Raw genomic sequence first — 23,277 nt, forward strand, 5'->3', positions numbered from 1 at the left:
AAAGCTATTGTAGAAAATCAGGAAAGGAATAAATGTATTGATCCCCTTTCTGATTTGAATAATATCCTGGACCGAACATCATATTTTTAAAAACCACTTCCTTTTCATAAAGATGTAGAGAACAATATAGGGTGTTTATGCCTGGGTCCGAATTTGAAAGATTGGCAACTTCGGTCAAATTCATATACTCCAAAATCTCTTGAGGATGTTCGATTTCCAATCCCACCAAGCTGATTTCATTATTGAACTTTTGATAAACATTCCAACGAAAATTAGTATAATTCCCTGAACCATTATCCAGATAACCGGTATATGTCAATTCAGAAAACGTGTATGCTGTATCTCCTGTAAAAGTCAGATTACCCGAATTTTTCGTTAAATTCATTAATGGCAAGTCTATTGTTACATCCTCCGGATTTATCTGTTTTTTGGCCCAAATCCTAGCATTATTTGTCATTGGGGCAATGAACTCCGCCCGATAAATTTCAAAATCATCGAATAGAGGTGTCCTGATAGTAGAACTTTGTGTAAGTGGTGAAAGACGGAAATCATCATAATTAATCACATGAAACCTAATATTTTCAACTGCCTCATAATTTTCATAAGCTCTTACACTATAATATGTTAACTCATCTATGTTTTCTATGGCAACCTCTTTAAAGTTTTCAATTGGCAAGAAGTCTTCTGCACTATAATTGTCATTCAAAAAGTCGTCCAATCCAAGTTTTACGTATTTATTTTCAAATGTTGGATTTGCTAATAAAACAGAGAACAAGAAAAAATCCTCTGTGCTATTCTCCTCATATAAAAAATTATGAGACCCGTCGGATACGGAAGTAAATATTAAGTTTCCATTTGGCGCTATTAATACGCCACTAGGGCTAGAAATCAAACCTGTTCCGGATGGGGTTGATAACTGGATTTCTGTTTGGGTATTTCCATAACTGGGCCTACCCAGCCAAAACTCTTCAATATATTCATCGCCGCCTAAATTTTCTGTTCCTGGCTCAACATCAAAATATGAAGTTATGTTGGTTCTATTATCAATCGTGTTAAGCTGATAAGATGTTACCACCAAATTCTGACGGTCGTAATCATCGTCCGCATAAAATGAAATTGGTGTTCCGTCATAGCTTTTGTATTCCACGAGTTTACCATCCAATGTATGAACCGCGACAAAATCGCAATGCCCCCAAACCCTATTTAGCTTGCATAACAATCGCTTTAATGTAAAAGATTGTGCAAGTTCTGACTTGTTACCCTCTTGGTCAATAGAAACAATTTTTAAAGTGTTTGCTCCCAAGGGATAGTCAAACGGATCTATGGTGAAGGAGATGCTTTTGTTATTGGATTTTGAAACTTCAATATCATTAATGTAAAGCGTAGAGGATACATTTGTTTCACTTTGGATTAAGATATCCACTTTCGTTGAAACCTCAATAGTATAGGGTATGCCCTCAAATTCAATCTTTACTTTATCCGACGATACTGGACCTGAATCTTCACTGGAACTACAGGAAATCAACAAATAAAATGCAACCGTCAAAATTGAAAAGTATCTCATAATTGGTAACGAATGGTACGGCAAGAATACCCCTCTACATCTAAAAACCAAAGTTTTTTTAGACAAATGGTAAGTTTATTCTTTCAAATGAAAATGAGAACTACCTACTATAATTCGGGCTTTCCTTGGTGATGGTGACATCGTGCGGGTGACTTTCATGGATACCACTGGAGGTAATCTTCACAAAGCGACCACTCTCCTTTAAAGTGGCAATATCTTGAGCACCACAATAGCCCATTCCAGCACGGAGTCCGCCAATAAATTGGTGCATGCTTTCGTATAAATCACCTTTGTAAGGTACACGTCCCACAATTCCCTCAGGAACCAATTTTTTGATGTCGTCTTCCACATCTTGGAAATAACGGTCCTTACTACCATGCTTCATGGCTTCCACAGAGCCCATACCACGGTAGGATTTGAACTTCCGACCTTCGTAAATGATAGTTTCGCCTGGGGATTCTTTGGTTCCAGCTAGTAAAGAGCCCAGCATTACTGTATCGGCTCCAGCGGCAATCGCTTTGGGAATATCTCCAGTGTATCGGATTCCACCATCGGCAATAACAGGAACGCCTGAACCTTTAATGGCAGCAGCTACTTCCAATACTGCGGAGAACTGTGGAAAACCAACTCCAGCCACCACACGGGTGGTACAAATGGAACCTGGACCAATCCCAACCTTAACGGCATCGGCACCAGCTTCAACCAAATACTTGGCTGCTTCGGCTGTGGCAATGTTACCAACCACAACTTCCAACTCAGGGAAATTCTTTTTGACTTCTTTTAAAATACCGACAACACCTTTGGTGTGCCCATGGGCTGTGTCAATAATAATGGCATCCACACCAGCGGCAACCAAGGCTCCTGCCCTATCCGCAGCATCTGCGGTTACCCCAACGGCTGCAGCAACGCGCAAACGTCCATATTGGTCTTTATTCGCAATAGGTTTTTGGGTAAGTTTAGTGATGTCCCTGAAGGTAATCAGCCCTATCAGTTCATCTTTGTCGTTGACCACCGGGAGTTTTTCAATCTTGTTTTCTTGAAGAATCACTTCAGCTTGTTGCAAGGATGTGCCTTCCCCTACAGTGACCAAATTTTCCGAAGTCATCACCTCAGCAATAGGTCTCATATCGTTTTTCTCGAAACGAAGGTCCCGGTTGGTGACAATTCCGATGAGCTTCTTATTGGCATCCACTATGGGAATTCCCCCGATGCTGTGCTCTTTCATGTTCGCCTTGGCATCTCGCACCAAAGAATCCAACGGAAGGGTTACAGGATCCATGATCATACCGCTTTCGGCACGCTTCACCTTTCGGACTTTCATCGCCTGTTGCTCAATGGTCATGTTCTTGTGGAGCACACCAATACCGCCTTCACGGGCCATGGCAATGGCCATTCGCGACTCGGTAACGGTATCCATGGCCGCTGAAACGATGGGCACATTAATGGTAATGTTCCTTGTAAATTTGGATTGAATGTTAACTTCTCTTGGGAGTACTTCGGAATATGCTGGCACAAGAAGAACATCATCATAAGTAAGTCCTTCGCCAACAATTTTATTTAGGTGGGCTTCCATTGCAATTACGGATTAATTGCGTGCAAATATACCACTATTTTAATTGATTCCTATCCCATCCTTATTTGGAGTGAAATAGATTCTATTTGTTTTTATTTAGACTTATTATAAATAATTAATATCTTTATGCCAAACCTAGAATTTATGTGCAGTTCCCTACACATTTTGAGCCAATCCAAGAATGGCATATTGACCTTTTGCAATCGAACAAAACTTTTTCAGTTGATTTTCAACAACCTATGTTTTGAATTGTATGAATGGGAGTTGGAAGCTTTTAAGGAATATGTGGATGACTTGGATATCCCCTACTGGGAGAATCAGTTGAAACATTGGACACAAAAGCGAAAAATCCCTATTTCAGTCGGAAAAAAACATTTTATCATTTTGGTCAATAAGGAGGAGGTCTACGAAATTTTACATCTGCTCTCCTTTAAAAAGCCCCATGTAAAACTATTGGAATATAGCGATATCGACTACCGATTCATTGAAAACTAAACGCTTCGCTATTTTCTAGCAGGTTTTAGACATTGCCAGAGCACCAAAGAAGCGGATCCTGTAAAGGTGAGCGTCATCAAAATTCCAGAAAAGATTACGATATACTTGAACCACAAAATGCCCTTCCACATCAAATAAATTCCGCCAAAAGTTAAAATAACGGATAGAAATGGCTCAATTGTCAAGAAGAGTTTCCATTTTTTGGAGCATCGGGTCATCCACACCAATCCACCCAACAAAAAGAAAATTAGGGACATGGAAAGAATATGGGTATGGACAATGGTGAGCATTTCCCTATCGCCCTTTTTGAATTTCATTACTTCGGCGTCTTCATCTTCTTCGTTTCCCAAATAATTCTCTTCAATTCCGGTTGGGGTATTGGATTCGGTTTCATTGATGAATAGCAATCCTGTAAAAAATCCAACAGAAAGAATGACTACGAATGCTGCTATAAATAATCGGATTTCCCGTGGAAAATGAGGCAATAATCCATTGTATTCCATTATAATTTCCCTTTTTCCTGGAGTATTCCGATGGTCTGAAAAAGTTCATCCATAGCTTTAGTCATTGAATTGACAGAGATTGTAGCTCCTGAAATGACATCAATATTGGTTTCGCTGCTAACCCGGTTCCCCCCTGTCATTCCCTCAAATTGTTTTAACCATCGCTTGCTGCCAATTTCCCCACCATATTCTTCACGATAGACCAAAACCTTGGTATTGATGACCTTTACATTGGCATCAAACAACACCAAATAATCAAAAGCGGCCGTTTTACTCGGTGCCTGATCCATAAACGCGTAACCCAAAAGAGATTGATTACCCTGAACACGATATAGATTTTCCCTGGAAATTTTGGCGGGAAGTTGGGCATTCAAATCATCTGAAACTACAATGGGCTCCATCTTAAAATCGGTTACCTCAAAGGTCTTCTCGATTTCCTTCAATACCCTTTTGTTTACATTGGTCGGAAAGGTAAATCCGAACACTATAAACAAAACAAGAACCAAAGCCGTACCGTTTAACTGTTTCATACATCAAATATATTAATTTAGACTCAATAGGAATAATTCAAAGAACGATTACTCCTATTGAATCCAATATACGCCGTTTAAAACCAGACCCCTATACCAAAGTTAAGTTGGTCCGCCACATCGCTATCATCTGCAGCATTACTTCTAAATTGATAGTCTCCCTTCACCACAACACCGGGTGCTATATGATAGGTCAATCCAGTAGTAACATCGGTTCGATCATAAGCTTCATTTGCCATTAACCCTCCCTCCGTATCTGCATGCGTATTGTAGGTTTCATAACGAGCAAATGCAAACAATTTTTGACGCTTCCCTACGGGAAGAACATTATAGGCACCTTCCAAATACCAGCCTTGCAATGCACTGCCAAGATTACTTCCTGTGAGGTCATTGTAATCGTCAGTATCTGAGAGCGAGGCATGGATAAATTGCCCACGAGCGGTAAATTGTTGATACGCATATCGTGCATCAAAACCTAACATGGCGATACCTATATCAGCGCCATCAAATTGTTCAACATCGTCCTCGGCTTGTGTACGACCGAAGTAGGTTGAAAAACCCAATCGAAGACCTAGAATGCCATAGTAATCCAATTTGGTGGATAGGTTAGGACTGTCAATGGTGGATTGAATCCCTTTCTGTCTTCCGCCACGAAGTCCGCTGGAGCCACTCAACATTCCGGCCACACCTCCTTCGCCATCAGCTTCTGTTGATTTGAATCCATTAAAAATATAGGCCTGATATCCCAATGAAATGGAATTGAACCTTCCTGTTACCCCTACCCCAAGCTCACGCCATGTAGTGGGCACAATGGCATTGTCCATCGCTGGACGCTCGGTGCCATTAAAAGTTGTGGGTTCGTGAAACTCATTGATGATACCCATGGGAACCAACATTAAACCACCTCTAATATTTAAATTAGGCGCTGCGTTGTAGTTTACAAAAGCCTGTTCCACAAAGACTTCCTCTACATGTTCAAATTCAACTTCCGTAACAAATTGGGTACGATCATCAAATCGATATCCAAAAAGGAGGACTAATCGTTGTACATCCAATTCCCCATTTTGCGCTTCAGGCTGATTGTAGAGCATTTCGCCATAGGCTCCCACAGTAACTGCTGATGCATAATTACCAGAAAGCAAGCGTTGTGCTGCGTTGATTTGCTTCTGTGGGTCAAGTTGAATGGAATCTGTTTTGGTTTGTGCAATAGAAAAGACTGTGCACAAAAGTGCTGAAAGAATAGTTAGTTGTTTCATGATTGTTTGAGTAATTGTGCGGCAAATATATTTTCACCTCTCAAACCAAACAAATTTATTTAGACTTGGTTTAAATAAATTTTAGATTTTAACATTTAACCTCATTTCTTGTTAAGAATTTCTAGTGGTAGGCCGAAAAAAGTTCAGTGGCCTTGTTGTAAGCGGCCTCAAAAACCATCCAGTTTACGCCCGTATCTGCCTTTGAAGCAGTGAAGTAGGAAAGCATTTTTTCGGTTGGCATGTTTCCAGTAAGCTCGTCCTTGGCCATAGGGCATCCGCCAAATCCTTGCACAGCTCCATCAAAGCGTCTACAGCCGGCCTTGTATGCCGCGTCAACTTTTTCGTGCCATTTTGTTGGGGTTGTATGCAAATGGGCGCCAAATTCAATAGCTGGATATTTCGGAATCAAATTGGAAAACAAGTAATCAATCACCTCTGGGGTTGAACTCCCGATGGTGTCAGAGAGCGATAAAATCTTGGTGCCCATCGCTGCCAATTTTTCGGTCCACTCCCCTACAATCTCCACATCCCAAGGGTCTCCGTATGGATTTCCGAACCCCATAGAAATATAGGTTACCACTTCTTTATTGTGTTTGTTGGCAAGCTCCAATATGCCTTGCAGCGTTTCAACCGACTGGTTAATTGTCTTGTGGGTATTCCGCATTTGAAAGTTCTCGGAAATGGAAAAAGGAAACCCCAGATAATCAATGGCGTTGTGCTGACACGCATCCTCAGCGCCCCTAATATTGGCCACAATGGCCAGAAGCTTACTTTTGGTCTTGGACAAATCCAACAAATCAAGGACTTCAGCAGTATCCTGCATTTGCGGAATAGCCTTGGGAGAAACAAAACTCCCAAAGTCAATGGTATCAAAACCACAGCCCAAAAGGGATTGAATATACCTTGCCTTTTCCGTTGAAGGAATGAAGGTTTTGATGCCCTGCATGGCATCTCGTGGACATTCTATGAGCTTTATCTTTGACATAGGCCGACCGTAAAATTACCATTATTTATCTGATAGCAATTGAAAAATATAGGCTGCGGGTTTTCAGGATGCTTTGCGCTTTTACTGTACAACTATTTGGATGAAGATTCCGCTTTTCCTTCCAAAATGGCTTTATTGATTTTTTTGATAAGTCCGGGGCCTTCATAGATAAATCCGGTGTAGAGTTGGACCAAATCCGCGCCTGCCTCCAGCTTTTCCAAGGCATCTTGTGGTGAATGGATACCTCCTACCCCAATAATCGGAAACGCTTTGTTGCTTTTTTCTGCTAAAAAATGAATCACTTCGGTACTTCGTTGGGTTAGCGGCTTACCGCTTAATCCTCCTTTTTCTTCAGCGATAAACAACGGCGTTTTTAGCCCGTTTCTGGCAATGGTGGTATTGGTTGCAATGACGCCATCAATTTTGGTTTCCGCAACAATATCAATAATATCCAAAAGCTGTGCATCTGTGAGGTCCGGAGCTATCTTTAATAGGATGGGTTTTTCTTTCTTTTTTGATTTCTTGGCCTGTTTGCTGTTTTGATTTTTTAATTTTTTCAGCAATTTGGTCAAGGGTTCTTTATCTTGAAGTTCCCGAAGTCCTGGTGTGTTGGGTGAGCTCACATTGACCACAAAATAATCCACGTAGTCAAATAGCGCCTCAAAACAAATCAAGTAATCCTTGATGGCCTCTTCATTCGGGGTGACTTTATTTTTCCCAATATTACCGCCAATGATTACCCGATGATGCTTCTTCAATTCCTCAACGGCTTCAAAAACCCCTTTATTATTAAATCCCATCCGGTTGATGATAGCCTTGTCTTCCCGCAATCGGAACAAACGCTTTTTGGGATTCCCGGGCTGCGGCTTAGGGGTCAACGTGCCTATCTCAACAAAACCAAATCCAAAATTTGAAAATTCATTGTAGAGTTTCGCATCCTTATCAAAACCGGCGGCTAGACCTACGGGATTCTTGAATTTCAACCCAAAGACCTCGCGTTCCAATTTGGGATCCTGCACCTCAAATGCCTTTCTGAACAAGGGTCCAAACCCTAATTTTGAAAGTATCCCAATAGCCCAAAAAGAAAAATGGTGTGCGGCTTCAGCGTCTAATAAAAAGAGAATTGGACGAATGAGGATTTTATACATTCAATTAATTTTGCACAAAAATAAAAAGTCTTAAAACAGTATTTAGGAAAAGATTCATTTTTCGTCAACCGACCTATCTATATAGATGGGTCGCAAAGTAAGTTTGCTGCAGAGTTCCATATAGAACTCATATTGTTTTGGATTCAGTGTAGCGAGCAGTCTTTTGTCCATCATTCGGACATTTTGTTTCATACTATCCAAAATATTCCCGTATTCAGGCGAAACCTTTAACAGTTCTTCTATTGAGCTTTCTTCATGTTTTTTTATCAGAAAATCAGCCTTCTCCTTTAATATTCCGTTTCTAATTTTGAGTTCGGCACTCCAATTTCGCAGCTTCTCTTGCTGTTCGTCATTGAGCTGAAAAACCTCGGCAATGACCTCATCATCCTTTCCTCCGATACCCAAAAGGCAATCATCTTGGGCAAAAGCCGAGAAATTCAATAGTAAAAAAAGAGAAAAAACAACGGTTTTCAATGCATGTGGGGTTTGAAAAACAGCGAAAGATAACAGTAAAAGTGTTTAGATGGTTAAAATGGCTATTGAATATGCATTATTTTTGATCAAACACCAATCATGGAACAACTACTACCCCGATTTCTTGACTACGTAACCACCGATACCCAAAGCGACCCTTATTCCAAAACCACGCCCAGTACCGAAAAGCAATGGACCCTGGCCAAAAAACTGGTGATGGAACTGCATCAAATTGGGTTGCAGGAAGTATCCATTGATGAAAATGCCTATATCATGGCCACCTTGCCCAGCAATACGGATAAAAAAGTGCCAACGATAGGGTTTATAAGTCATATGGACACCTCTCCGGATTTCAGCGGGAAAAATGTGAAACCACAAATCGTTGAAAATTATGATGGCAAGGACATTGTGCTCAATAAGGCCAAAAACATAGTGCTATCGCCAGATTATTTTGAGGACCTTCTCCAATATGAAGGACAAACCTTGATCACCACGGATGGGAATACATTGTTAGGAGCCGATGACAAGGCCGGAGTTGCCGAAATTGTTACTGCCATGGAATACTTGGTGAAGCATCCGGAAATCAAACATGGTAAAATACGGATTGCCTTTACCCCCGATGAGGAAATCGGTAGGGGTGCGCACAAGTTTGATGTTAAAAAATTCGGAGCGGATTGGGCCTATACCATGGATGGCAGCCAAGTGGGTGAATTGGAGTATGAGAATTTCAATGCCGCTAAAGCGAAGATTATCATTAAAGGTAAAAGTGTTCACCCAGGTTATGCCAAAAACAAAATGGTGAACGCGATAAGAATTGCCAATGAATTTCTAAGTCTTATGCCTCCCCGGGAAGTTCCGGAACATACCGAAGGTATGGAAGGCTTTTTTCATGTGAGTAAGATCAAGGGGGAAATCGAAAATGCGGAAATAGAGCTTATTATTCGGGACCATGATGCTATCCAATTTAAAGCTCGTAAAGAAATGCTGGAAGACATCACCGAAAAGTTGACCAAAAAGCATGGTGATTACATTACACTCGATATTGAAGACCAGTACCGTAACATGCGGGAGAAAGTGGAGCCCGTTTTCCATATTGTGGAAATTGCCGAAGAAGCCATGAAACGAGTTGGCATAGCCCCAATCATTAAACCCATTCGTGGGGGAACGGATGGCTCCCAATTGAGTTTTATGGGACTGCCCTGTCCCAATATTTTTGCTGGGGGCCATAATTTTCATGGAAAGTATGAGTATGTTCCTTTGGAAAGTATGGAGAAAGCGGTGAGGGTTATCGTAAAAATTTGCGAACTTACAGCTAGTCAAATCAAGTAGTTGTGGAAAAATCAGAAAAACTTGAAGCCTATTATCAAGATGAGCACACTTTTAAACAAGGTTTAGCTCAACTCCGAAAACTTGCGGAAAAAACGGAAGCCCAAGAAGACCTTAAATGGCGTATTCCGGTGTATACCATTGATGGGAAGAATGTGTTTGGCATTTGTAAGTTCAAGCATCATTTTGGGGTTTGGTTCTTTAATGGCGTTTTTCTGAAAGACCCAAAGAAAGTGTTGGAAAATGCCCAAGAGGGTAAAACCAAAGGCATGCGTCACTGGAAATTTCAATCTTTGGAAGAAATTGATGAGAAAGAGGTATTGGCCTACATGAACGAGGCGTTGGACAACCAGAAAAAAGGATTGGAAGTAAAGGCTGAAAAGACCACTGAAGTGACCATCCCCGAACTACTTCAAACCGAATTGGCCAAAAACACTACGCTAAAAACTGCTTTTGCAACCTTTACTCCCTACAAACAAAAAGAGTTCTGTGAATATATTGCTGAAGCCAAACAAGAAGCCACCAAGCTACGCCGACTGGATAAAATCCTGCCCATGATTGAAAAAGGGATTGGGTTGAATGATGGGTATCGGTAGGTTTTTGATATTTATCAATCCACAAAGGGTCTGATAAATTCCATCTGGATTTTCTACCGAGAAAACGCTAACTTCACTCATGTTTGCCGACAGGCAGGTATCTGTCGCTAAAGCGTCATTAAAACGACGTTTGGCTTAATAGTTAGCGGCAAACGAAACATAGTGATGAGAATAGACAAATGACAGATTTATTAAACTTATAAATTTTCAAATGTTTGCATAATGATATTTCGTAAGTGTTCTTCATTTTTATCTCCCCAATCCCCTAAAGCTGAAATCACAGGAATTAGAGTTAACCCAAAATCAGTTAGAGAATACTCAACCTTGGGTGGAACAACGGGGTATATTTTCTTTGTAACTAATTCGTGCTGTATCAATTCATTCAACTGAATGTTTAATACTCTTCTTGAAGCATCAGGAATTTTACGTTGCAGTTCGCTTGGTCGTTTATGACCTTCATTAATAAACCATAGCAAACGAATTTTCCATTTTCCATAAAGTACTTCACCAATTAAATCAAGTCCACAATTTAGGTTCAATGGTATTTTTCTATTTTTCATAGGACAAATTTAGTACTATGTACCAAATTGTACTATAGGGGAAAAATTTATCCCTATGCAATTCGATTTTCCGTAATTGTATAAACTGTTTATATGATAGAATTTTGCCCTAAAATATTTATTCAAATGGAGCAGTTTAATTTCAACAACGAATTATCAGGAAAAACAGCCCTGGTAACAGGAGGCACAAAAGGTGCAGGAAAAGCAATAGCTGAAAGACTTATACAAGCAGGTGCAACCGTCATAATAACTGCAAGAAATGAACCCGAAAAGAAAAACCAAAATCTACATTTTATTTCAGCAGATTTAAGTAAGTCTGATGGAACAAAAAAAGTAGTTAAGGTAGTTTTAAAAAACTATGATAAACTTGATATTCTGATAAATAACCTTGGAGGTTCAGAAACAAAAGGTGGCGGCTTTGAAGCGTTAACAGATGAAGATTGGGAACATTCCATTCAAACCAATTTGCTTGCACCAGTTCGGTTAGACCGTGGATTTTTACCCAAAATGGTAGAAAATAAAAATGGCGTTATCATTCATATCGCTTCCATTCAAGCAAAATTGCCTTTGTACGACAGTACTTTGCCTTATGCATCTGCAAAGGCGGGTTTATTGAATTACAGTAAAAATTTATCCAATGAAGTTGCTCCAAAAGGTATTCGCGTATTAACTGTTTCGCCAGGGTGGATAAATACTTCCTCATCAAAAGCAATGATGGAGCGAATAGCAGAAAGTTCAAACATAACCATTGAACAAGCCACACAATCCGTAATGGATGGTTTAGGCGGAATACCTTTTGGCAGACCCGCCCAGCCCGATGAAATTGCTGAATTGGTTGGTTTTTTAGTTTCGCCAAGAGCCAATTATCTGACAGGAACAGAATTTGTAATTGATGGTGGAACCATTCCTACAGTATAATTTTTATAATCAAAAAAAAATAAAAGCAATGAACTTACCAAAAGTATTAACGGAACTAGTAAAAGCACAAGACAACTTTGATAGCACATCCTATGCAAATTGCTTTGCAGAAACAGCAGTAGTTGTTGATGAAGGCAAAACATACAACGGAAAAAACGAAATCAAAAGCTGGATTGAAAAAGCCAATAAAGAATACCAAGTCACAATGAAACCCCTTGAATATTCGGAAACAACAGAAATTCTTACAGCTGAAGTTTCCGGTAATTTTCCGGGAAGCTCAGTTATTCTATCCTATAACTTAAATTTTAAAAACGAACTCATTCAATCCATGAGAATAACTAGTTGACAAAAAAGGCTGCAGCTAACAATGTATAAAAGCAATAGCGGTTTGGGTGCCAACTCGAACCGTTTTTGTGTTTAATTAAGTATTTTGTTATCCGAAAAGTCAGTAGTATTTTAATCCGCTACTGCTCTTATACTAAACCGATAAGTGCAACCCCATTGTTATCCTGATTTTACCAAAAAATCATCTACCCCCCCTGTGGCAACTCCCACCCATTATGGTAGGCTTTCACTAAATGGTCGTTGGCCTCTGAGTTTGTAAATTGGTGTTTTTTGGCATCCCAAAACAAGCGTTCCCCGGTTTTATAGGCAATGTTCCCCATATGGCTTACCACGGCAGCATCGTACCCTACTTTTATGGGTGCATTGAGAATAGATTTATCCCGTGATTTAACGGCATCTAAAAAGTTGGTGGTATGTAAGTCCAATCCACTGGCTTCCACACGTTGTACGGGTACCCGTTCAATTTTAGGGCCATTATCCTTGTCCCAATTTGGACGATCATTTTCGGGAATGACTTCCCATCCGCCACGATCTAAAACCAAGGTTCCATTATTACCAATAAAGGCAATTCCATGGTTTCGGCCGTAGTTTCCTCCATCTATTCCGGTGGCGTGTTCCCACAGAAGGGAAAAACCATCAAATTCATAAACGGTTTGTAACGTATCCGGAGTTTCGGCAGCATCATCGGGGTAGGCAAATTTTCCACCCATGGCCATTACCGATTTTGGTGTGGATGCCTTCATACCATAAAGTGCGTAGTCTATCAAGTGTACGCCCCAATCGGTCATGAGTCCACCTGCGTAGTCCCAAAACCATCTAAAATCAAAATGAAAACGGTTTTTGTTGAAAGGTCGGTCTGGCGCAGGACCCAGCCACATTTTATAATCCACTCCAGCGGGAACTGGACTATCTGGAACCTGGGGAATGGATTGCATCCATCCTTGATAGGCCCAAGCCTTTGCCAAACGTATCTGTCCCAATTTTCCAGAATGCACGTAGTTGATGGCATCTACAAAATGGGGCTGGCTACGCTGCCATTGCCCAATTTGCACCATACGGTCGCTGGAATCCACCTTTGCCAACATGATATCGCATTCGGCTATAGAATTGGCGATGGGTTTTTCGCAATAGACATCCTTTCCGGCATCAATGGCATCTGTCAGCAATAAGCAATGCCAGTGGTCTGGCGTACCGATGATGGCCACATCAATATCTTTATCTTCCAATAACTTTCTGTAGTCCGAATACCATTTTGGTTTCTTAATCCCCGCTTTTTCCAAATCTGCGGTTCGTTGTTGAAGCACATTTTCATCCACATCGCACAGGGCAACCACTTCTACCTCACTGTTCTTGAGCATGGAAGACAAATCTGAAAATCCCATTCCTTTGCAGCCAATAAGTCCCACTTGAATTTTATCGTTTGGGCTAACGCTCTTGCGCATTGCCCCCAATAATTCCATTGGAAAAACCATTGTGGCTCCCATACCGGCCATAAAAAGGGATCCCTTTTTTACAAATTGTCTTCTTGTACCCATATCGTTAAAATTTTGATTAAGGTACAAAAAAACGCCCCTTGATTATCCTGTAACATAGGGGCGTTTTTATTTATGTATGTAAATTACTTACTTCTTGTCGTCTGGAGCGTTTAGTTTTTTGCTCATTTCCATGGAAATGGCGGAACGGTCAAATTTTAAACGGCCGGCCATGGTTTCGATAACGCAGGAGAAATCCTTGTCGTTCAATTCCACAATCTTGCCGTGAAGACCACTTTTGGTAATGATTTTATCACCTTTTTTCAACTCCGAAGTAAATCTTTTCTCATCCTTCTGACGTTTGACCTGCGGGCGAATCATAAAAAAATAGGCCACTGCAAAAATCAATATCAGAGGTAAAAACTGTTGTATGCTTTCCATTTAGGCTGTGAGTCTTATTTAACAGGACCAGCTGGAGTCGCACCTGCAGGGTTGACAAAAGCTTTAATCCTCAACATTTCTGTTCCTTTTTGGGTGTTGGCTGTAACGGTGATGGTCTTGGTCACTTGGTTTTGTCCAGAACCGTTGAACTTCACCAACAATTCGCCAGTCTCACCTGGAGCAATTGGCGTGTTTTTTGGATATTCAGGAACGGTACATCCACAGCTACTTTTTGCATCGGTGATGATCAAAGGAGCATCTCCGGTATTGGTAAATTTAAAGGCAGTCTCTTGAGGGGTTCCTTGTGTAATTGTTCCAAAATCATGCTCTTCTTTTTCAAAAGTCATCACAGGAAGCTGTTTTTGTGCTTCGTCCCTGCTGGTAGCACTTTCTACGTTGTCAGCAACTATTTTGTTCGAGGCTTTGTCCTTACAGGAAACGCTAATCACGGCAACGACCATGATCAAACTTAAAATTGTTGTTATTCTTTTCATGATAAAAATTTGTTTTTCCAAAATTAAGCAAATATTGTTTATTGTAGCCCTCTACCTATTTTTTGCAGTCTTCCGGTGGATTTATACTCTTTGGCCAACTTGTCCAAAACCCCATTTATAAAGATACTGCTCTTGGGTGTGGAGTACTCTTTTGCAATCTCCAAGTACTCGTTTAGGGTTACTTTTTCTGGGATTGATGGGAAATTGAGCAACTCGCAAATGGCCATTTTCAGGATGATGGAATCAATTTCCGCAATACGGTCATTGTCCCAATTGGGCGTTTTCCCCTCAATCTCTTTTTCCCATTTGGCATCATTGAGCAAGGTCTTGGTCAACAATTCATTGGCATATTCCATGTCTTGTTGGTCTTTGAGCAGGGCCGGAAGGAAGAATTTTTCATTTGAACTCTCGCTGGCCTTGCGCAGACGTTTCATCAAATAGGTGTTTACAATAGGAATATCATCCACCCAAGTGAGCTTATCATCCTCAAAATATTCGTAAATCTTATCGTTGGGGGCAATGATATTTTTGAAAAGCTCCAAGACTACCTCGCGATCATCCTCATAATCATTCTTTCCGTTGGTCATATACTGCTTATAAATATCAGAGCCGACCACCTCTTTGTAAATGATTTTTACATACTCCTCGTTCAAATACCAATTGTTCAGCTTTCTTTTGGATAACGCTGACTTAAGGGACTCGTTGTTGGCAATTTGCAACAGCAGTCTATTTTTTACGAATTTTTCGCGGTCTGGATAGTTGTCCTCTTCCGTGGCGAGGTATTTCTTTGAAGTTCGGTTTACATGCCTATTGGCCAGCTGGTGTAGTTCGGCCAAAAGACTCAATACAAGCAAATAGAGCACATACATGTTCTCTATGCTAACTCTTAGGAACTTTTCCTGTTTTTCCAAAGAGTCGTCTTTGGACTGAATCAGTGCATAAATGCACTGCATTACTTTTACTCTGATATGCCTCCGGGTAAGCATTTTTTAAAGAACTTTAAAGTCGTTATTGGCTTTCACCCCGCAAAAGTAATCTTATATTTGAATCTTACCTACCAAAGTTGTTTTCTTATCAGTTTTATAACATTTACTTTGTATTGTATGGCATATATTTGCTGGATTGTCATTAAAAAATGACCCTCAAAAACCACCTTTCCCTTTTATGAAGGAACTAAAACACCTAAATAAATACTTTAAAAAATACTGGTTTAAGTTGTTGATGGGAATCCTGATCACCATCATTGCCCGTGTTTTTTCGCTTGTAATGCCCTCATACGTAAATAAATCCATTCAAGCGGTGGAAGATTTTTTGGCTGATACCATTTCCTTGTCCGATGCCAAAGGGCTTCTTTTTCAGTACATCCTCATTATTATCGGTGCAGCACTGCTATCAGGGCTTTTCACTTTTTTGATGCGACAGACCATCATCAACGTATCAAGATATATTGAATACGACCTAAAAAATGAGGTTTTTGATCACTACCAGTTGCTCAGCCTCAATTTTTATAAAAAGAATCGGATTGGTGACCTTATGAACCGAATAAGTGAGGACATCAATCAGGTGCGGATGTATGGGGGACCTGCAATTATGTACGGAATTCAAACCCTAACCCTCTTTGTTTGTTTGATTCCGTTAATGTTTATCAAAGCACCTACACTAGCGGCCTATACGCTACTTCCATTGCCGGTTTTGTCGATTTTGATTTATCAAATCAGCAAGGTCATCCACAAAAGAAGTACCAAGGTGCAGGAATTTTTGTCCACGCTATCCACTTTCACCCAAGAATCATTTTCGGGAGTTGCGGTGATCAAAGCCTATAGTTTAGAGCCGAAAATCAATTCTGAATTGAAGGACTTGGCTTATAAGGGGAAAGATACCAGCATGGCTTTAGCCAAAGTAAATGCATGGTTTTTCCCTTTGATGATTCTTCTCATCGGAATCAGTAATATTTTTGTGATTTACATTGGAGGAAGACAGTATATCAATGGTAAAATTGAAACCATCGGAATTATCGCTGAGTTCATTCTTTATGTAAACATGCTAACCTGGCCCGTGGCCATTGTGGGGTGGCTCACCTCCATCATTCAAACCGCGGAAGCTTCGCAAAAACGAATCAATGAATTTTTAAAGGCAGAACCTTCCATCACCAACGAGGTTGCCCAAGAAACCCCGATCAAGGGGAATATCGAATTCAGAAACGTCACCTTTACCTATGAGGATACCAATATTACTGCCCTTCGGGATGTGTCCTTTACCATTAAAGCTGGTGAAACGGTAGCCTTTTTAGGAAAGACCGGCTCGGGAAAATCTACCATTTTGGATTTGGTGGCGCGTCTTTATGATGTCACCTCTGGTGAGATTTTGATAGATGGCACACCGCTTCAAAAATTGAATCTGAACAGTTTGCGAAGTTCTATTGGAGCCGTACCCCAAGATGCCTTTCTTTTTTCGGACACTATTGAGAACAATATTCGATTTGGGAACGAAAATGCCACCCATGAAGAGATTGTTGAAGTGGCCAAAAAAGCGGTCGTTCACAAAAATATTCAAGGTTTCGCCAAAAAGTACGATACTATTTTAGGCGAACGTGGCATAACGCTCAGTGGGGGGCAAAAACAACGGGTATCCATTGCCAGAGCTTTACTAAAAGACCCTAAAATCTATCTATTTGATGACTGTCTCTCCGCTGTCGATACCGAGACTGAAGAGGAAATCCTGAACAATCTTAAGCGGGAATCCCAAGACAGGACAACGCTTATTGTCAGCCATCGGGTTTCTTCGGCAAAAAATGCGGATAAAATCATTGTATTGGAAAATGGGAGCATAATACAAGAGGGTACGCACGAGCAATTGAACAATGTTGAAGGGTACTATAAAGAACTCTACATCAACCAGCTCTCAGGCAAAGAATAATAAAAAAGTTGCTGGATTAGCTTTTTTTTTCCATTTTTGGGAGAACATACAACCAAAGTTTAAAACACTAGACCAAATGGGCGAGAAAGATATAATGGATCAGGAAGAGATTTATTCTAAAGTCTTACGAGCAGGAAGAAGAACTTACTTTTTTGACGTACGAAGCACCAAGGCCGGTGATTACTACCTTACCATCACAGAAAGCAAAAAATTCACTCATGATGATGGTTCTTTCCACTACAAGAAGCACAAAATTTACCTTTACAAGGAAGATTTTGAAGCTTTTAGGGAAATTATGGAAGAAATGATGGACTACATTATTGATGAAAAAGGACAGGAAGTAATCTCTGAACGCCACCAAAAAGATTTTAAGAAAGAAGAAAATGACGACATCAGTGAAAACGGAACCGCATCTGGTAGTTTCACCGATGTTGATTTTGATGACATTTAAACATCAAACCAAAAAATAGTAAAAAACGACCTGTCCAATGCAGGTCGTTTTTTATTTTTAACCCTACAACTAACTCAATTTTCCACTCATGAAAAAACTCAGCCTTCTCATTTTTGCGCTAATGGTTGGCCTCAACCTGTCCGCTCAACAAGTCACTCTCGACTACTATTTGCCCGATGGAATCTCATATGACCCCAATATTCCAAAACCAGTGGATATCATTGGACATGAAGTTGGGGAGTGGCATGTTACCCATGATAAACTGGTGTACTACATGTATCAATTGGCAGAAGCCAGCGACCGAATCACCATCGAAAACAGAGGAACCACTTATGAAGGTAGACCCATACTCCTACTTACGGTGACCTCACCCAAAAACCACCAAAATCTAGAGAACATTCGGCAACAACACATCGCACTTTCTGAAGGAAATTCTGGCCTAAATACCTCCGACATGCCCATTGTGGTATACCAAGGATTCTCCATTCATGGAAATGAACCCAGTGGCGCCAATGCCGGGTTGGCTTATGCCTATTATTTAGCAGCAGCGCAAGGACCTGAAATTGAATCTGTGCTGAACAATACGGTCATTCTTATGGACCCCAGTTTTAATCCAGATGGCCTGCAGCGTTTTGCCTATTGGGCCAATGTGCATAAAAATCAAAACCTGAATCCGGACAACAACGAGCGTGAATACCACGAGGTGTGGCCCGGTGGGCGTACCAACCACTATTGGTTCGACCTAAACCGTGACTGGCTGCCCGCTCAGTTGCCCGCGAGTCGAGCACGAATTGAATCGTTCCATAAGTGGTTGCCCAATATTTTAACGGACCATCATGAGATGGGTACTAATTCGACTTTCTTTTTTCAACCGGGAGAACCCACTCGAGTGCACCCTTTGACGCCCAAAATAACCCAAGAGCTTACCGCAGAGATTGGAACCTATCACGCCAAGGCTTTGGATAAAATCGGTTCATTGTATTTTTCTGAAGAAAATTACGACGACTATTACTACGGTAAAGGCTCTACGTTTCCAGATGTGAACGGAAGCATAGGTATTTTATTTGAGCAAGCCAGTTCCAGAGGACATATCCAAGAAAGTGACAACGGTCTACTGACCTTCCCGTTCACTATACGGAATCAATTTACCACGGCTTTGTCCACCATTGAAGCAGCACAAAACATGCGGACAAAACTGCTAGACTTTCAGCAAAAGTTTTATGCGGATATGCGCAGTGAAACCGCTAAAAACAAGACAAAGGCAATCGTTTTTGGGGACAGCAAAGATGCGTCCAAAACCTGGCATTTGGCCGAAATTTTGAATAGGCACAAAATAAAATTCCATGAGTTGGCATCAGATGCCACTATTGGAGGGAAAGCCTATAAAAAAGGTTTCAGCTATGTGGTACCCATGGACCAGAAAAATCCAAGACTCATCAAAGCCATGTTTGAGAAGCGAACCACATTTGCAGACAGTCTTTTTTATGACATTTCTGCTTGGACCTTCCCGTTGGCCTTTAATGTGGATTATACGGAACTCTCTTCGCTATCCAATGCTGGACCAGAGGTGGTCAATTTTCAACGACCAACAGGTGGAGTCAACCAAAAAAGTAACTATGCTTATGTTTTTGAGTGGCATGAATACTACACTCCAAAAGTGTTGAATGCCATTTTGGAAAAAGGGCTGCGTGCCAAAACCGCCAAAACACCGTTCACTTTGGAAGGCATCCGTTATGACTACGGTTCTATAATGGTTCCAGTTCAAAACCAAGATTTGGATCCCAACGATATGTACACCTTTTTAAACGATCTAGCACAGGAAACCGGGGTTACCATCCATGGCGTATCCACTGGAGTTGCTGAAGGTATTGATTTGGGAAGTGGAGATTTTGAGCCTATCAAAAAGCAAAAAGTGGCCATTTTGGTAGGTGATGGTACCCGCTCCTACGATGCCGGTGAAATTTGGCATCTGTTCGACACGCGATATGACATCAAGATCACCAAGATAGATACCCAATATTTCAATAGTGTGGATTTGGATTCGTACACCGATTTAATCTTGCCGGGTACGGGCTACGGAGGTGGTGTTATGCTGGACAAGAGAGGCGCTGATAAAATTAAGGAATGGGTTAAAAATGGGGGTACAGTTATCGGGTATCGGACCACGGCGAATTGGTTCAAAAGCAATGAGTTCATGAATTTGACCATGCGAAAGGACACCTTGGTGGCCAAAAATATCGCCTTTGATCAAAAAGAAGATTTTCAAGGCGCGCAAGTTACAGGTGGTGCCATTTTTGAAGCCAAATTGGACCGTTCCCACCCTATAAACTATGGTTATAAAAATGACAATCTGGCTCTTTTTCGCAATACCAATATCTATCTAGAGCCGGAAAAAGATAGCTATGACAATCCCATTCAGTATACTAATGACCCGCTATTGAGTGGTTATATTTCCGAAGAAAATGCGAAGCTCATAAAAAACAGCGTTCCCTTTAAAGCGCAACGTTTGGGCAAGGGAAGGGTGATTCTTTTTACGGACAACACCAACTTTAGAGCTTTTTGGTACGGCACCAACAAATTACTCATGAATGCTATTTTCTTTGGGCAGATGATGTAATTCCCATCTTAACCAATACAATATTGATGACGGCATGCCCTAAAACAACAAGGCATGCCGTTTTTATGGAGTACATATTCCAAAGTGTCAATAGTGCGATTCCATAGAAGATAGGATATGCCACAAGTATGAATCCAAACCGAAACGTAGCCATAAACTCAGCTTCGGGGACTTTGGGTTTCAATAGGATTCGCCAAAGCAACACAAAAGGAAGGTTCCAGATGAGAAATAATGCCCTGAAAATCTTATTTAAAATTTTCCTTTTTGGAAGGAATACCTGTTCAAAATCTTGCTGTGCAATGATTTTATTTACCCGCTCAGGATGGAGAAAGATGTTCCCTTCCTCCCCTATTTTTTGGATTGTCGACTCATAATCAGCCTCAGGAATATGCGTTGTTAAGCGTTGAAGGCTTTCCTCTACTGCTTGTTTTATTTTGACTGAAAAATCCGAGGAATTCAAAAACTTCTGAATAGCAATGGGTTCTCCGAAATGGAGTACTGCAGAATCTCCAACTTGGGTTGGATACGCATAATTCTGCCCTACGGGCACCAATTGCAAATCTATACTGGGGTTTTCTTCCAATGCTGCTGAAATGATTCGGGTAAAACCCTTGCTCAACGGTCGAACGCGACGTTGTAAACTGTGGTTGGCCTCAGGGAATACCAATATTGCCTCGTGGTTTTGAAACAATTGGCTACACTCCCTGAAAATGGCTTCATTCTTTAGCAAATTGTCCTTTCCATCCCGCATTCGATAAATGGGTAGCATCTGTAAAAACCTAAAAAATGAGCGTAGTAACGGGGTTGTAAACACATCGGAACGGGTCAAAAACCAAGGTTTTTTATTGCATCGCGTGGCAACCAACAGCACATCCATCAATGCATTTTGATGATTGGAAAGAAACAATACCGGTTTTCCTTCGGGGATGTTTTCCCTACCAATCACCTTTATCTTATGGTAGTAGCAAAATAGTCCAGCCGAGGCCCAGAACTTAATGACGAAATACCCAAGCTTTTTCAAACCAATTTTTCTTTTTCAATGGGTCGATATCCCCAAACCGACCCCAAAATCAAGCCTGATACCAAATGCCAAATCCCCCAGAAAGCGGTCAAAAGAGCCATCCCTCCCAAACCATCAAAAAATGTAAAAATCAAAAGTAATCCTAATCCAGAGTTTTGGATTCCGGTTTCTATGGTGATGGAACGCACATTTTCTTGGGAAAGCCCTAAAAATTTGGCCACTGAGAATCCGGTCAATAAGGCGACCAAATTATGAACCACCACCAACCAAAAAACATAGAGAACATACTCCATAAAAACACCACTGTTTTTGTACAACGCCAAAAACACCAAAATCACAAAAAAGAGCAGTGAACCCAATTTGAATCCCTTCGCCATTCGTTTCGCAGTTTTGGACCAATACCGATTCACCACCATTCCCAAAATCAAAGGTACTCCAAGTAAAAGAGCTACCAATTCAACCATTTCAAGCGGAGAAATGGAGACTTCCTTTAAAATGGAGGCCGTTGGGGCGTACATCCCTCCCCAAAAACTGAGATTTAGCGGGGTCATGAAAATGGCCAATAGTGTGGCTATCGCCGTCAACGTGACGGAAAGTGCTGAATTTCCTTTGGATAAATGCGTGAAAAAATTGGAGACATTGCCCCCAGGACAGGCAGCAACCATAAACATGCCTAAAGCCATGCTGGGTACTGGCTCCACCATCCATACCAATGCAAAAGTGATGGCCGGAAGCAACAAAAATTGGCAAATAACACCTACCAATACGGGTTTTGGAGTCTTCAATAGGCGCTTAAAGTCGTTTAGGGAAATCTCCAAAGCAATCCCAAACATGACCAAGGCAAGGGCCACATTTAAGGTCCAGAGTGACTTTTCATCAAAATTGATGTGAACGCTGTCTATAATTTGCTCCATCCCAGAACAAAAAGTGTTTAGCTTACAATATACATGTTTCTTTCAATTTGAACCGCTGCAAGTTTTTGGAGCACTGTCGACTAATTCCTAATTTTAAGGTGTAAAAGAGAATGATATGGCACGCACCCCAAGCAACATGCTCCCCCTAGGCACCAAGGCCCCAGATTTCGAATTATTGGATACGGTATCCAACAAAACCCTTTCCCTATCCAAATTACAGGGAAAAAAGGGTACTGTGGTTATGTTTATTTGCAACCATTGCCCCTTCGTCATCCACGTGAATCCAGAAATTTCAAGATTGGGTAAAGAGTATCAGGTCAAGGGTATCAACTTTGTGGCCATTTCCAGCAACGATGTGGAAAACTATCCACAGGATGCACCGCATTTAATGAAGGAAAAAGCCAAGGAAATGGAGTATTCCTTCCCTTATTTGTACGATGAGACCCAGGAAGTCGCCAAGGCCTATGATGCGGCATGCACCCCAGATTTCTATCTTTTTGATGGTGATTTGAAGTTGGTCTATCGGGGTCAATTGGACGATTCTAGACCGGGAAATGGACTACCGTTGACAGGGTCCGACCTCAAAAATGCCATGGATGCACTTTTGAATGGAAATCCTATTACCTCGGACCAAAAGCCGAGCATTGGTTGCAACATCAAATGGATTGAAAACTAAAA

Annotated in this window: 24 protein-coding genes; 9 read left to right on the forward strand and 15 right to left on the reverse strand. The window is 41.0% G+C overall.

Annotated features, from left to right (window positions below):
- Positions 1 to 4: 4 nt before the first annotated feature.
- On the reverse strand, positions 5 to 1,630 hold the full coding sequence (locus ACFSJE_RS15245; RefSeq protein WP_379831726.1) for a hypothetical protein: 1,626 nt from the start codon (positions 1,628 to 1,630) through the stop codon (positions 5 to 7).
- Positions 1,631 to 1,664: 34 nt separating this feature from the next.
- Positions 1,665 to 3,137, reverse strand: coding sequence for an IMP dehydrogenase (gene guaB / locus ACFSJE_RS15250; RefSeq protein ID WP_379831727.1), 1,473 nt, complete (start codon positions 3,135 to 3,137; stop codon positions 1,665 to 1,667).
- Positions 3,138 to 3,281: 144 nt separating this feature from the next.
- Here guaB and ACFSJE_RS15255 point away from each other — a divergent pair, with 144 nt between their 5' ends.
- Positions 3,282 to 3,632 (forward strand): DUF6686 family protein, encoded by a 351-nt coding sequence (locus ACFSJE_RS15255; protein WP_379831728.1) that lies wholly within the window; start codon positions 3,282 to 3,284, stop codon positions 3,630 to 3,632.
- Between the two features lie 8 nt (positions 3,633 to 3,640).
- On the opposite strand, the gene ACFSJE_RS15260 is transcribed toward ACFSJE_RS15255, so the two are convergent.
- The 6 genes from ACFSJE_RS15260 to ACFSJE_RS15285 form a co-directional block, all read right to left on the reverse strand.
- Complete coding sequence (locus ACFSJE_RS15260; protein ID WP_379831729.1) at positions 3,641 to 4,135, reverse strand: hypothetical protein; 495 nt, start codon at positions 4,133 to 4,135, stop codon at positions 3,641 to 3,643.
- Positions 4,135 to 4,665 carry an FMN-binding protein gene (locus ACFSJE_RS15265; protein WP_379831730.1) on the reverse strand — a complete coding sequence of 177 codons (531 nt, stop codon included), beginning with the start codon at positions 4,663 to 4,665 and terminating at the stop codon, positions 4,135 to 4,137. Before ACFSJE_RS15265 ends, ACFSJE_RS15260 begins: the two co-directional genes overlap by 1 nt.
- Positions 4,666 to 4,742: 77 nt before the next feature.
- The gene (locus tag ACFSJE_RS15270; RefSeq protein ID WP_379831731.1) at positions 4,743 to 5,921 is read right to left on the reverse strand and encodes a hypothetical protein; all 1,179 of its coding nucleotides are present in this window, start codon (positions 5,919 to 5,921) and stop codon (positions 4,743 to 4,745) included.
- Positions 5,922 to 6,042: 121 nt separating this feature from the next.
- Entirely contained in the window at positions 6,043 to 6,906 is an 864-nt protein-coding gene (locus ACFSJE_RS15275) for a hydroxymethylglutaryl-CoA lyase (protein ID WP_379831732.1), read from the reverse strand.
- 92 nt (positions 6,907 to 6,998) lie between these two features.
- Complete coding sequence (locus ACFSJE_RS15280) at positions 6,999 to 8,054, reverse strand: quinone-dependent dihydroorotate dehydrogenase (RefSeq protein WP_379831733.1); 1,056 nt, start codon at positions 8,052 to 8,054, stop codon at positions 6,999 to 7,001.
- Positions 8,055 to 8,108: 54 nt separating this feature from the next.
- Positions 8,109 to 8,528 (reverse strand): hypothetical protein, encoded by a 420-nt coding sequence (locus ACFSJE_RS15285; protein ID WP_379831734.1) that lies wholly within the window; start codon positions 8,526 to 8,528, stop codon positions 8,109 to 8,111.
- Positions 8,529 to 8,627: 99 nt separating this feature from the next.
- Here ACFSJE_RS15285 and pepT point away from each other — a divergent pair, with 99 nt between their 5' ends.
- Positions 8,628 to 9,857, forward strand: coding sequence for a peptidase T (pepT, locus tag ACFSJE_RS15290; RefSeq protein WP_379831735.1), 1,230 nt, complete (start codon positions 8,628 to 8,630; stop codon positions 9,855 to 9,857).
- A gap of 2 nt (positions 9,858 to 9,859) precedes the next feature.
- Positions 9,860 to 10,450, forward strand: a complete 591-nt coding sequence (locus ACFSJE_RS15295) for a YdeI/OmpD-associated family protein (RefSeq protein ID WP_379831736.1) — start codon at positions 9,860 to 9,862, stop codon at positions 10,448 to 10,450.
- A 197-nt stretch (positions 10,451 to 10,647) separates the two neighbouring features.
- On the opposite strand, the gene ACFSJE_RS15300 is transcribed toward ACFSJE_RS15295, so the two are convergent.
- The gene (locus tag ACFSJE_RS15300) at positions 10,648 to 11,010 is read right to left on the reverse strand and encodes a winged helix-turn-helix transcriptional regulator (RefSeq protein ID WP_379831738.1); all 363 of its coding nucleotides are present in this window, start codon (positions 11,008 to 11,010) and stop codon (positions 10,648 to 10,650) included.
- Between the two features lie 93 nt (positions 11,011 to 11,103).
- Between ACFSJE_RS15300 and ACFSJE_RS15305 the strand changes: the two genes are divergently transcribed.
- Positions 11,104 to 11,928 carry an SDR family oxidoreductase gene (locus ACFSJE_RS15305; RefSeq protein WP_379831739.1) on the forward strand — a complete coding sequence of 275 codons (825 nt, stop codon included), beginning with the start codon at positions 11,104 to 11,106 and terminating at the stop codon, positions 11,926 to 11,928.
- A 28-nt stretch (positions 11,929 to 11,956) separates the two neighbouring features.
- Positions 11,957 to 12,274, forward strand: a complete 318-nt coding sequence (locus ACFSJE_RS15310; protein WP_379831740.1) for a nuclear transport factor 2 family protein — start codon at positions 11,957 to 11,959, stop codon at positions 12,272 to 12,274.
- Between the two features lie 184 nt (positions 12,275 to 12,458).
- Here the strand turns inward: ACFSJE_RS15310 and ACFSJE_RS15315 are convergent, their stop codons facing one another.
- From ACFSJE_RS15315 to nusB, 4 genes are all read right to left on the reverse strand, one after another.
- Complete coding sequence (locus tag ACFSJE_RS15315) at positions 12,459 to 13,808, reverse strand: Gfo/Idh/MocA family protein (protein ID WP_379831741.1); 1,350 nt, start codon at positions 13,806 to 13,808, stop codon at positions 12,459 to 12,461.
- Between the two features lie 87 nt (positions 13,809 to 13,895).
- Positions 13,896 to 14,186 carry a preprotein translocase subunit YajC gene (gene yajC / locus ACFSJE_RS15320; RefSeq protein WP_379831742.1) on the reverse strand — a complete coding sequence of 97 codons (291 nt, stop codon included), beginning with the start codon at positions 14,184 to 14,186 and terminating at the stop codon, positions 13,896 to 13,898.
- 14 nt (positions 14,187 to 14,200) lie between these two features.
- Positions 14,201 to 14,680 (reverse strand): DUF1573 domain-containing protein, encoded by a 480-nt coding sequence (locus ACFSJE_RS15325; protein ID WP_379831743.1) that lies wholly within the window; start codon positions 14,678 to 14,680, stop codon positions 14,201 to 14,203.
- Positions 14,681 to 14,718: 38 nt separating this feature from the next.
- The gene (gene nusB, locus ACFSJE_RS15330; RefSeq protein ID WP_379831744.1) at positions 14,719 to 15,633 is read right to left on the reverse strand and encodes a transcription antitermination factor NusB; all 915 of its coding nucleotides are present in this window, start codon (positions 15,631 to 15,633) and stop codon (positions 14,719 to 14,721) included.
- Between the two features lie 211 nt (positions 15,634 to 15,844).
- Here nusB and ACFSJE_RS15335 point away from each other — a divergent pair, with 211 nt between their 5' ends.
- From ACFSJE_RS15335 to ACFSJE_RS15345, 3 genes are all read left to right on the forward strand, one after another.
- The gene (locus ACFSJE_RS15335; RefSeq protein ID WP_379831745.1) at positions 15,845 to 17,596 is read left to right on the forward strand and encodes an ABC transporter ATP-binding protein; all 1,752 of its coding nucleotides are present in this window, start codon (positions 15,845 to 15,847) and stop codon (positions 17,594 to 17,596) included.
- A gap of 76 nt (positions 17,597 to 17,672) precedes the next feature.
- Positions 17,673 to 18,047 carry a PUR family DNA/RNA-binding protein gene (locus tag ACFSJE_RS15340; RefSeq protein WP_379831746.1) on the forward strand — a complete coding sequence of 125 codons (375 nt, stop codon included), beginning with the start codon at positions 17,673 to 17,675 and terminating at the stop codon, positions 18,045 to 18,047.
- Positions 18,048 to 18,135: 88 nt separating this feature from the next.
- Positions 18,136 to 20,664, forward strand: coding sequence for a M14 family metallopeptidase (locus tag ACFSJE_RS15345; RefSeq protein ID WP_379831747.1), 2,529 nt, complete (start codon positions 18,136 to 18,138; stop codon positions 20,662 to 20,664).
- Here ACFSJE_RS15345 and ACFSJE_RS15350 read toward each other — a convergent pair.
- Positions 20,639 to 21,685, reverse strand: a complete 1,047-nt coding sequence (locus ACFSJE_RS15350; protein ID WP_379831748.1) for a lysophospholipid acyltransferase family protein — start codon at positions 21,683 to 21,685, stop codon at positions 20,639 to 20,641. The two genes, ACFSJE_RS15345 and ACFSJE_RS15350, sit on opposite strands and share 26 nt — an antisense overlap.
- On the reverse strand, positions 21,682 to 22,599 hold the full coding sequence (locus ACFSJE_RS15355) for a bile acid:sodium symporter family protein (RefSeq protein ID WP_379831749.1): 918 nt from the start codon (positions 22,597 to 22,599) through the stop codon (positions 21,682 to 21,684). The genes ACFSJE_RS15350 and ACFSJE_RS15355 overlap by 4 nt, the downstream gene beginning before the upstream one ends.
- Before the next feature lie 115 nt (positions 22,600 to 22,714).
- On the opposite strand from ACFSJE_RS15355, the gene ACFSJE_RS15360 reads away from it, so the two are divergent.
- A complete protein-coding gene (locus ACFSJE_RS15360; RefSeq protein WP_379831750.1) occupies positions 22,715 to 23,275 on the forward strand; it encodes a thioredoxin family protein in 561 nt (186 codons plus the stop codon).
- Positions 23,276 to 23,277: the final 2 nt, after the last annotated feature.

The sequence above is a fragment of the Flagellimonas iocasae genome (assembly GCF_042682725.1).
In the GTDB taxonomy this organism is placed as follows: domain Bacteria; phylum Bacteroidota; class Bacteroidia; order Flavobacteriales; family Flavobacteriaceae; genus Flagellimonas; species Flagellimonas iocasae.

Bases quoted from the DNA above. Each gene is read 5' to 3' on its own strand.
- ACFSJE_RS15355 (WP_379831749.1), bottom strand. From the start codon at position 22,599: ATGGAGCAAATTATAGACAGCGTTCACATCAATTTTGATGAAAAGTCA.
- ACFSJE_RS15280 (WP_379831733.1), bottom strand. From the start codon at position 8,054: ATGTATAAAATCCTCATTCGTCCAATTCTCTTTTTATTAGACGCTGAA.
- ACFSJE_RS15325 (WP_379831743.1), bottom strand. From the start codon at position 14,680: ATGAAAAGAATAACAACAATTTTAAGTTTGATCATGGTCGTTGCCGTG.
- ACFSJE_RS15265 (WP_379831730.1), bottom strand. From the start codon at position 4,665: ATGAAACAGTTAAACGGTACGGCTTTGGTTCTTGTTTTGTTTATAGTG.
- pepT (WP_379831735.1), top strand. From the start codon at position 8,628: ATGGAACAACTACTACCCCGATTTCTTGACTACGTAACCACCGATACC.
- ACFSJE_RS15300 (WP_379831738.1), bottom strand. From the start codon at position 11,010: ATGAAAAATAGAAAAATACCATTGAACCTAAATTGTGGACTTGATTTA.
- yajC (WP_379831742.1), bottom strand. From the start codon at position 14,186: ATGGAAAGCATACAACAGTTTTTACCTCTGATATTGATTTTTGCAGTG.
- ACFSJE_RS15335 (WP_379831745.1), top strand. From the start codon at position 15,845: ATGAAGGAACTAAAACACCTAAATAAATACTTTAAAAAATACTGGTTT.
- ACFSJE_RS15340 (WP_379831746.1), top strand. From the start codon at position 17,673: ATGGGCGAGAAAGATATAATGGATCAGGAAGAGATTTATTCTAAAGTC.
- ACFSJE_RS15315 (WP_379831741.1), bottom strand. From the start codon at position 13,808: ATGGGTACAAGAAGACAATTTGTAAAAAAGGGATCCCTTTTTATGGCC.
- ACFSJE_RS15255 (WP_379831728.1), top strand. From the start codon at position 3,282: ATGTGCAGTTCCCTACACATTTTGAGCCAATCCAAGAATGGCATATTG.
- ACFSJE_RS15305 (WP_379831739.1), top strand. From the start codon at position 11,104: ATGATAGAATTTTGCCCTAAAATATTTATTCAAATGGAGCAGTTTAAT.
- ACFSJE_RS15310 (WP_379831740.1), top strand. From the start codon at position 11,957: ATGAACTTACCAAAAGTATTAACGGAACTAGTAAAAGCACAAGACAAC.
- ACFSJE_RS15275 (WP_379831732.1), bottom strand. From the start codon at position 6,906: ATGTCAAAGATAAAGCTCATAGAATGTCCACGAGATGCCATGCAGGGC.
- ACFSJE_RS15260 (WP_379831729.1), bottom strand. From the start codon at position 4,135: ATGGAATACAATGGATTATTGCCTCATTTTCCACGGGAAATCCGATTA.
- ACFSJE_RS15270 (WP_379831731.1), bottom strand. From the start codon at position 5,921: ATGAAACAACTAACTATTCTTTCAGCACTTTTGTGCACAGTCTTTTCT.
- guaB (WP_379831727.1), bottom strand. From the start codon at position 3,137: ATGGAAGCCCACCTAAATAAAATTGTTGGCGAAGGACTTACTTATGAT.
- ACFSJE_RS15360 (WP_379831750.1), top strand. From the start codon at position 22,715: ATGGCACGCACCCCAAGCAACATGCTCCCCCTAGGCACCAAGGCCCCA.
- nusB (WP_379831744.1), bottom strand. From the start codon at position 15,633: ATGCAGTGCATTTATGCACTGATTCAGTCCAAAGACGACTCTTTGGAA.
- ACFSJE_RS15345 (WP_379831747.1), top strand. From the start codon at position 18,136: ATGAAAAAACTCAGCCTTCTCATTTTTGCGCTAATGGTTGGCCTCAAC.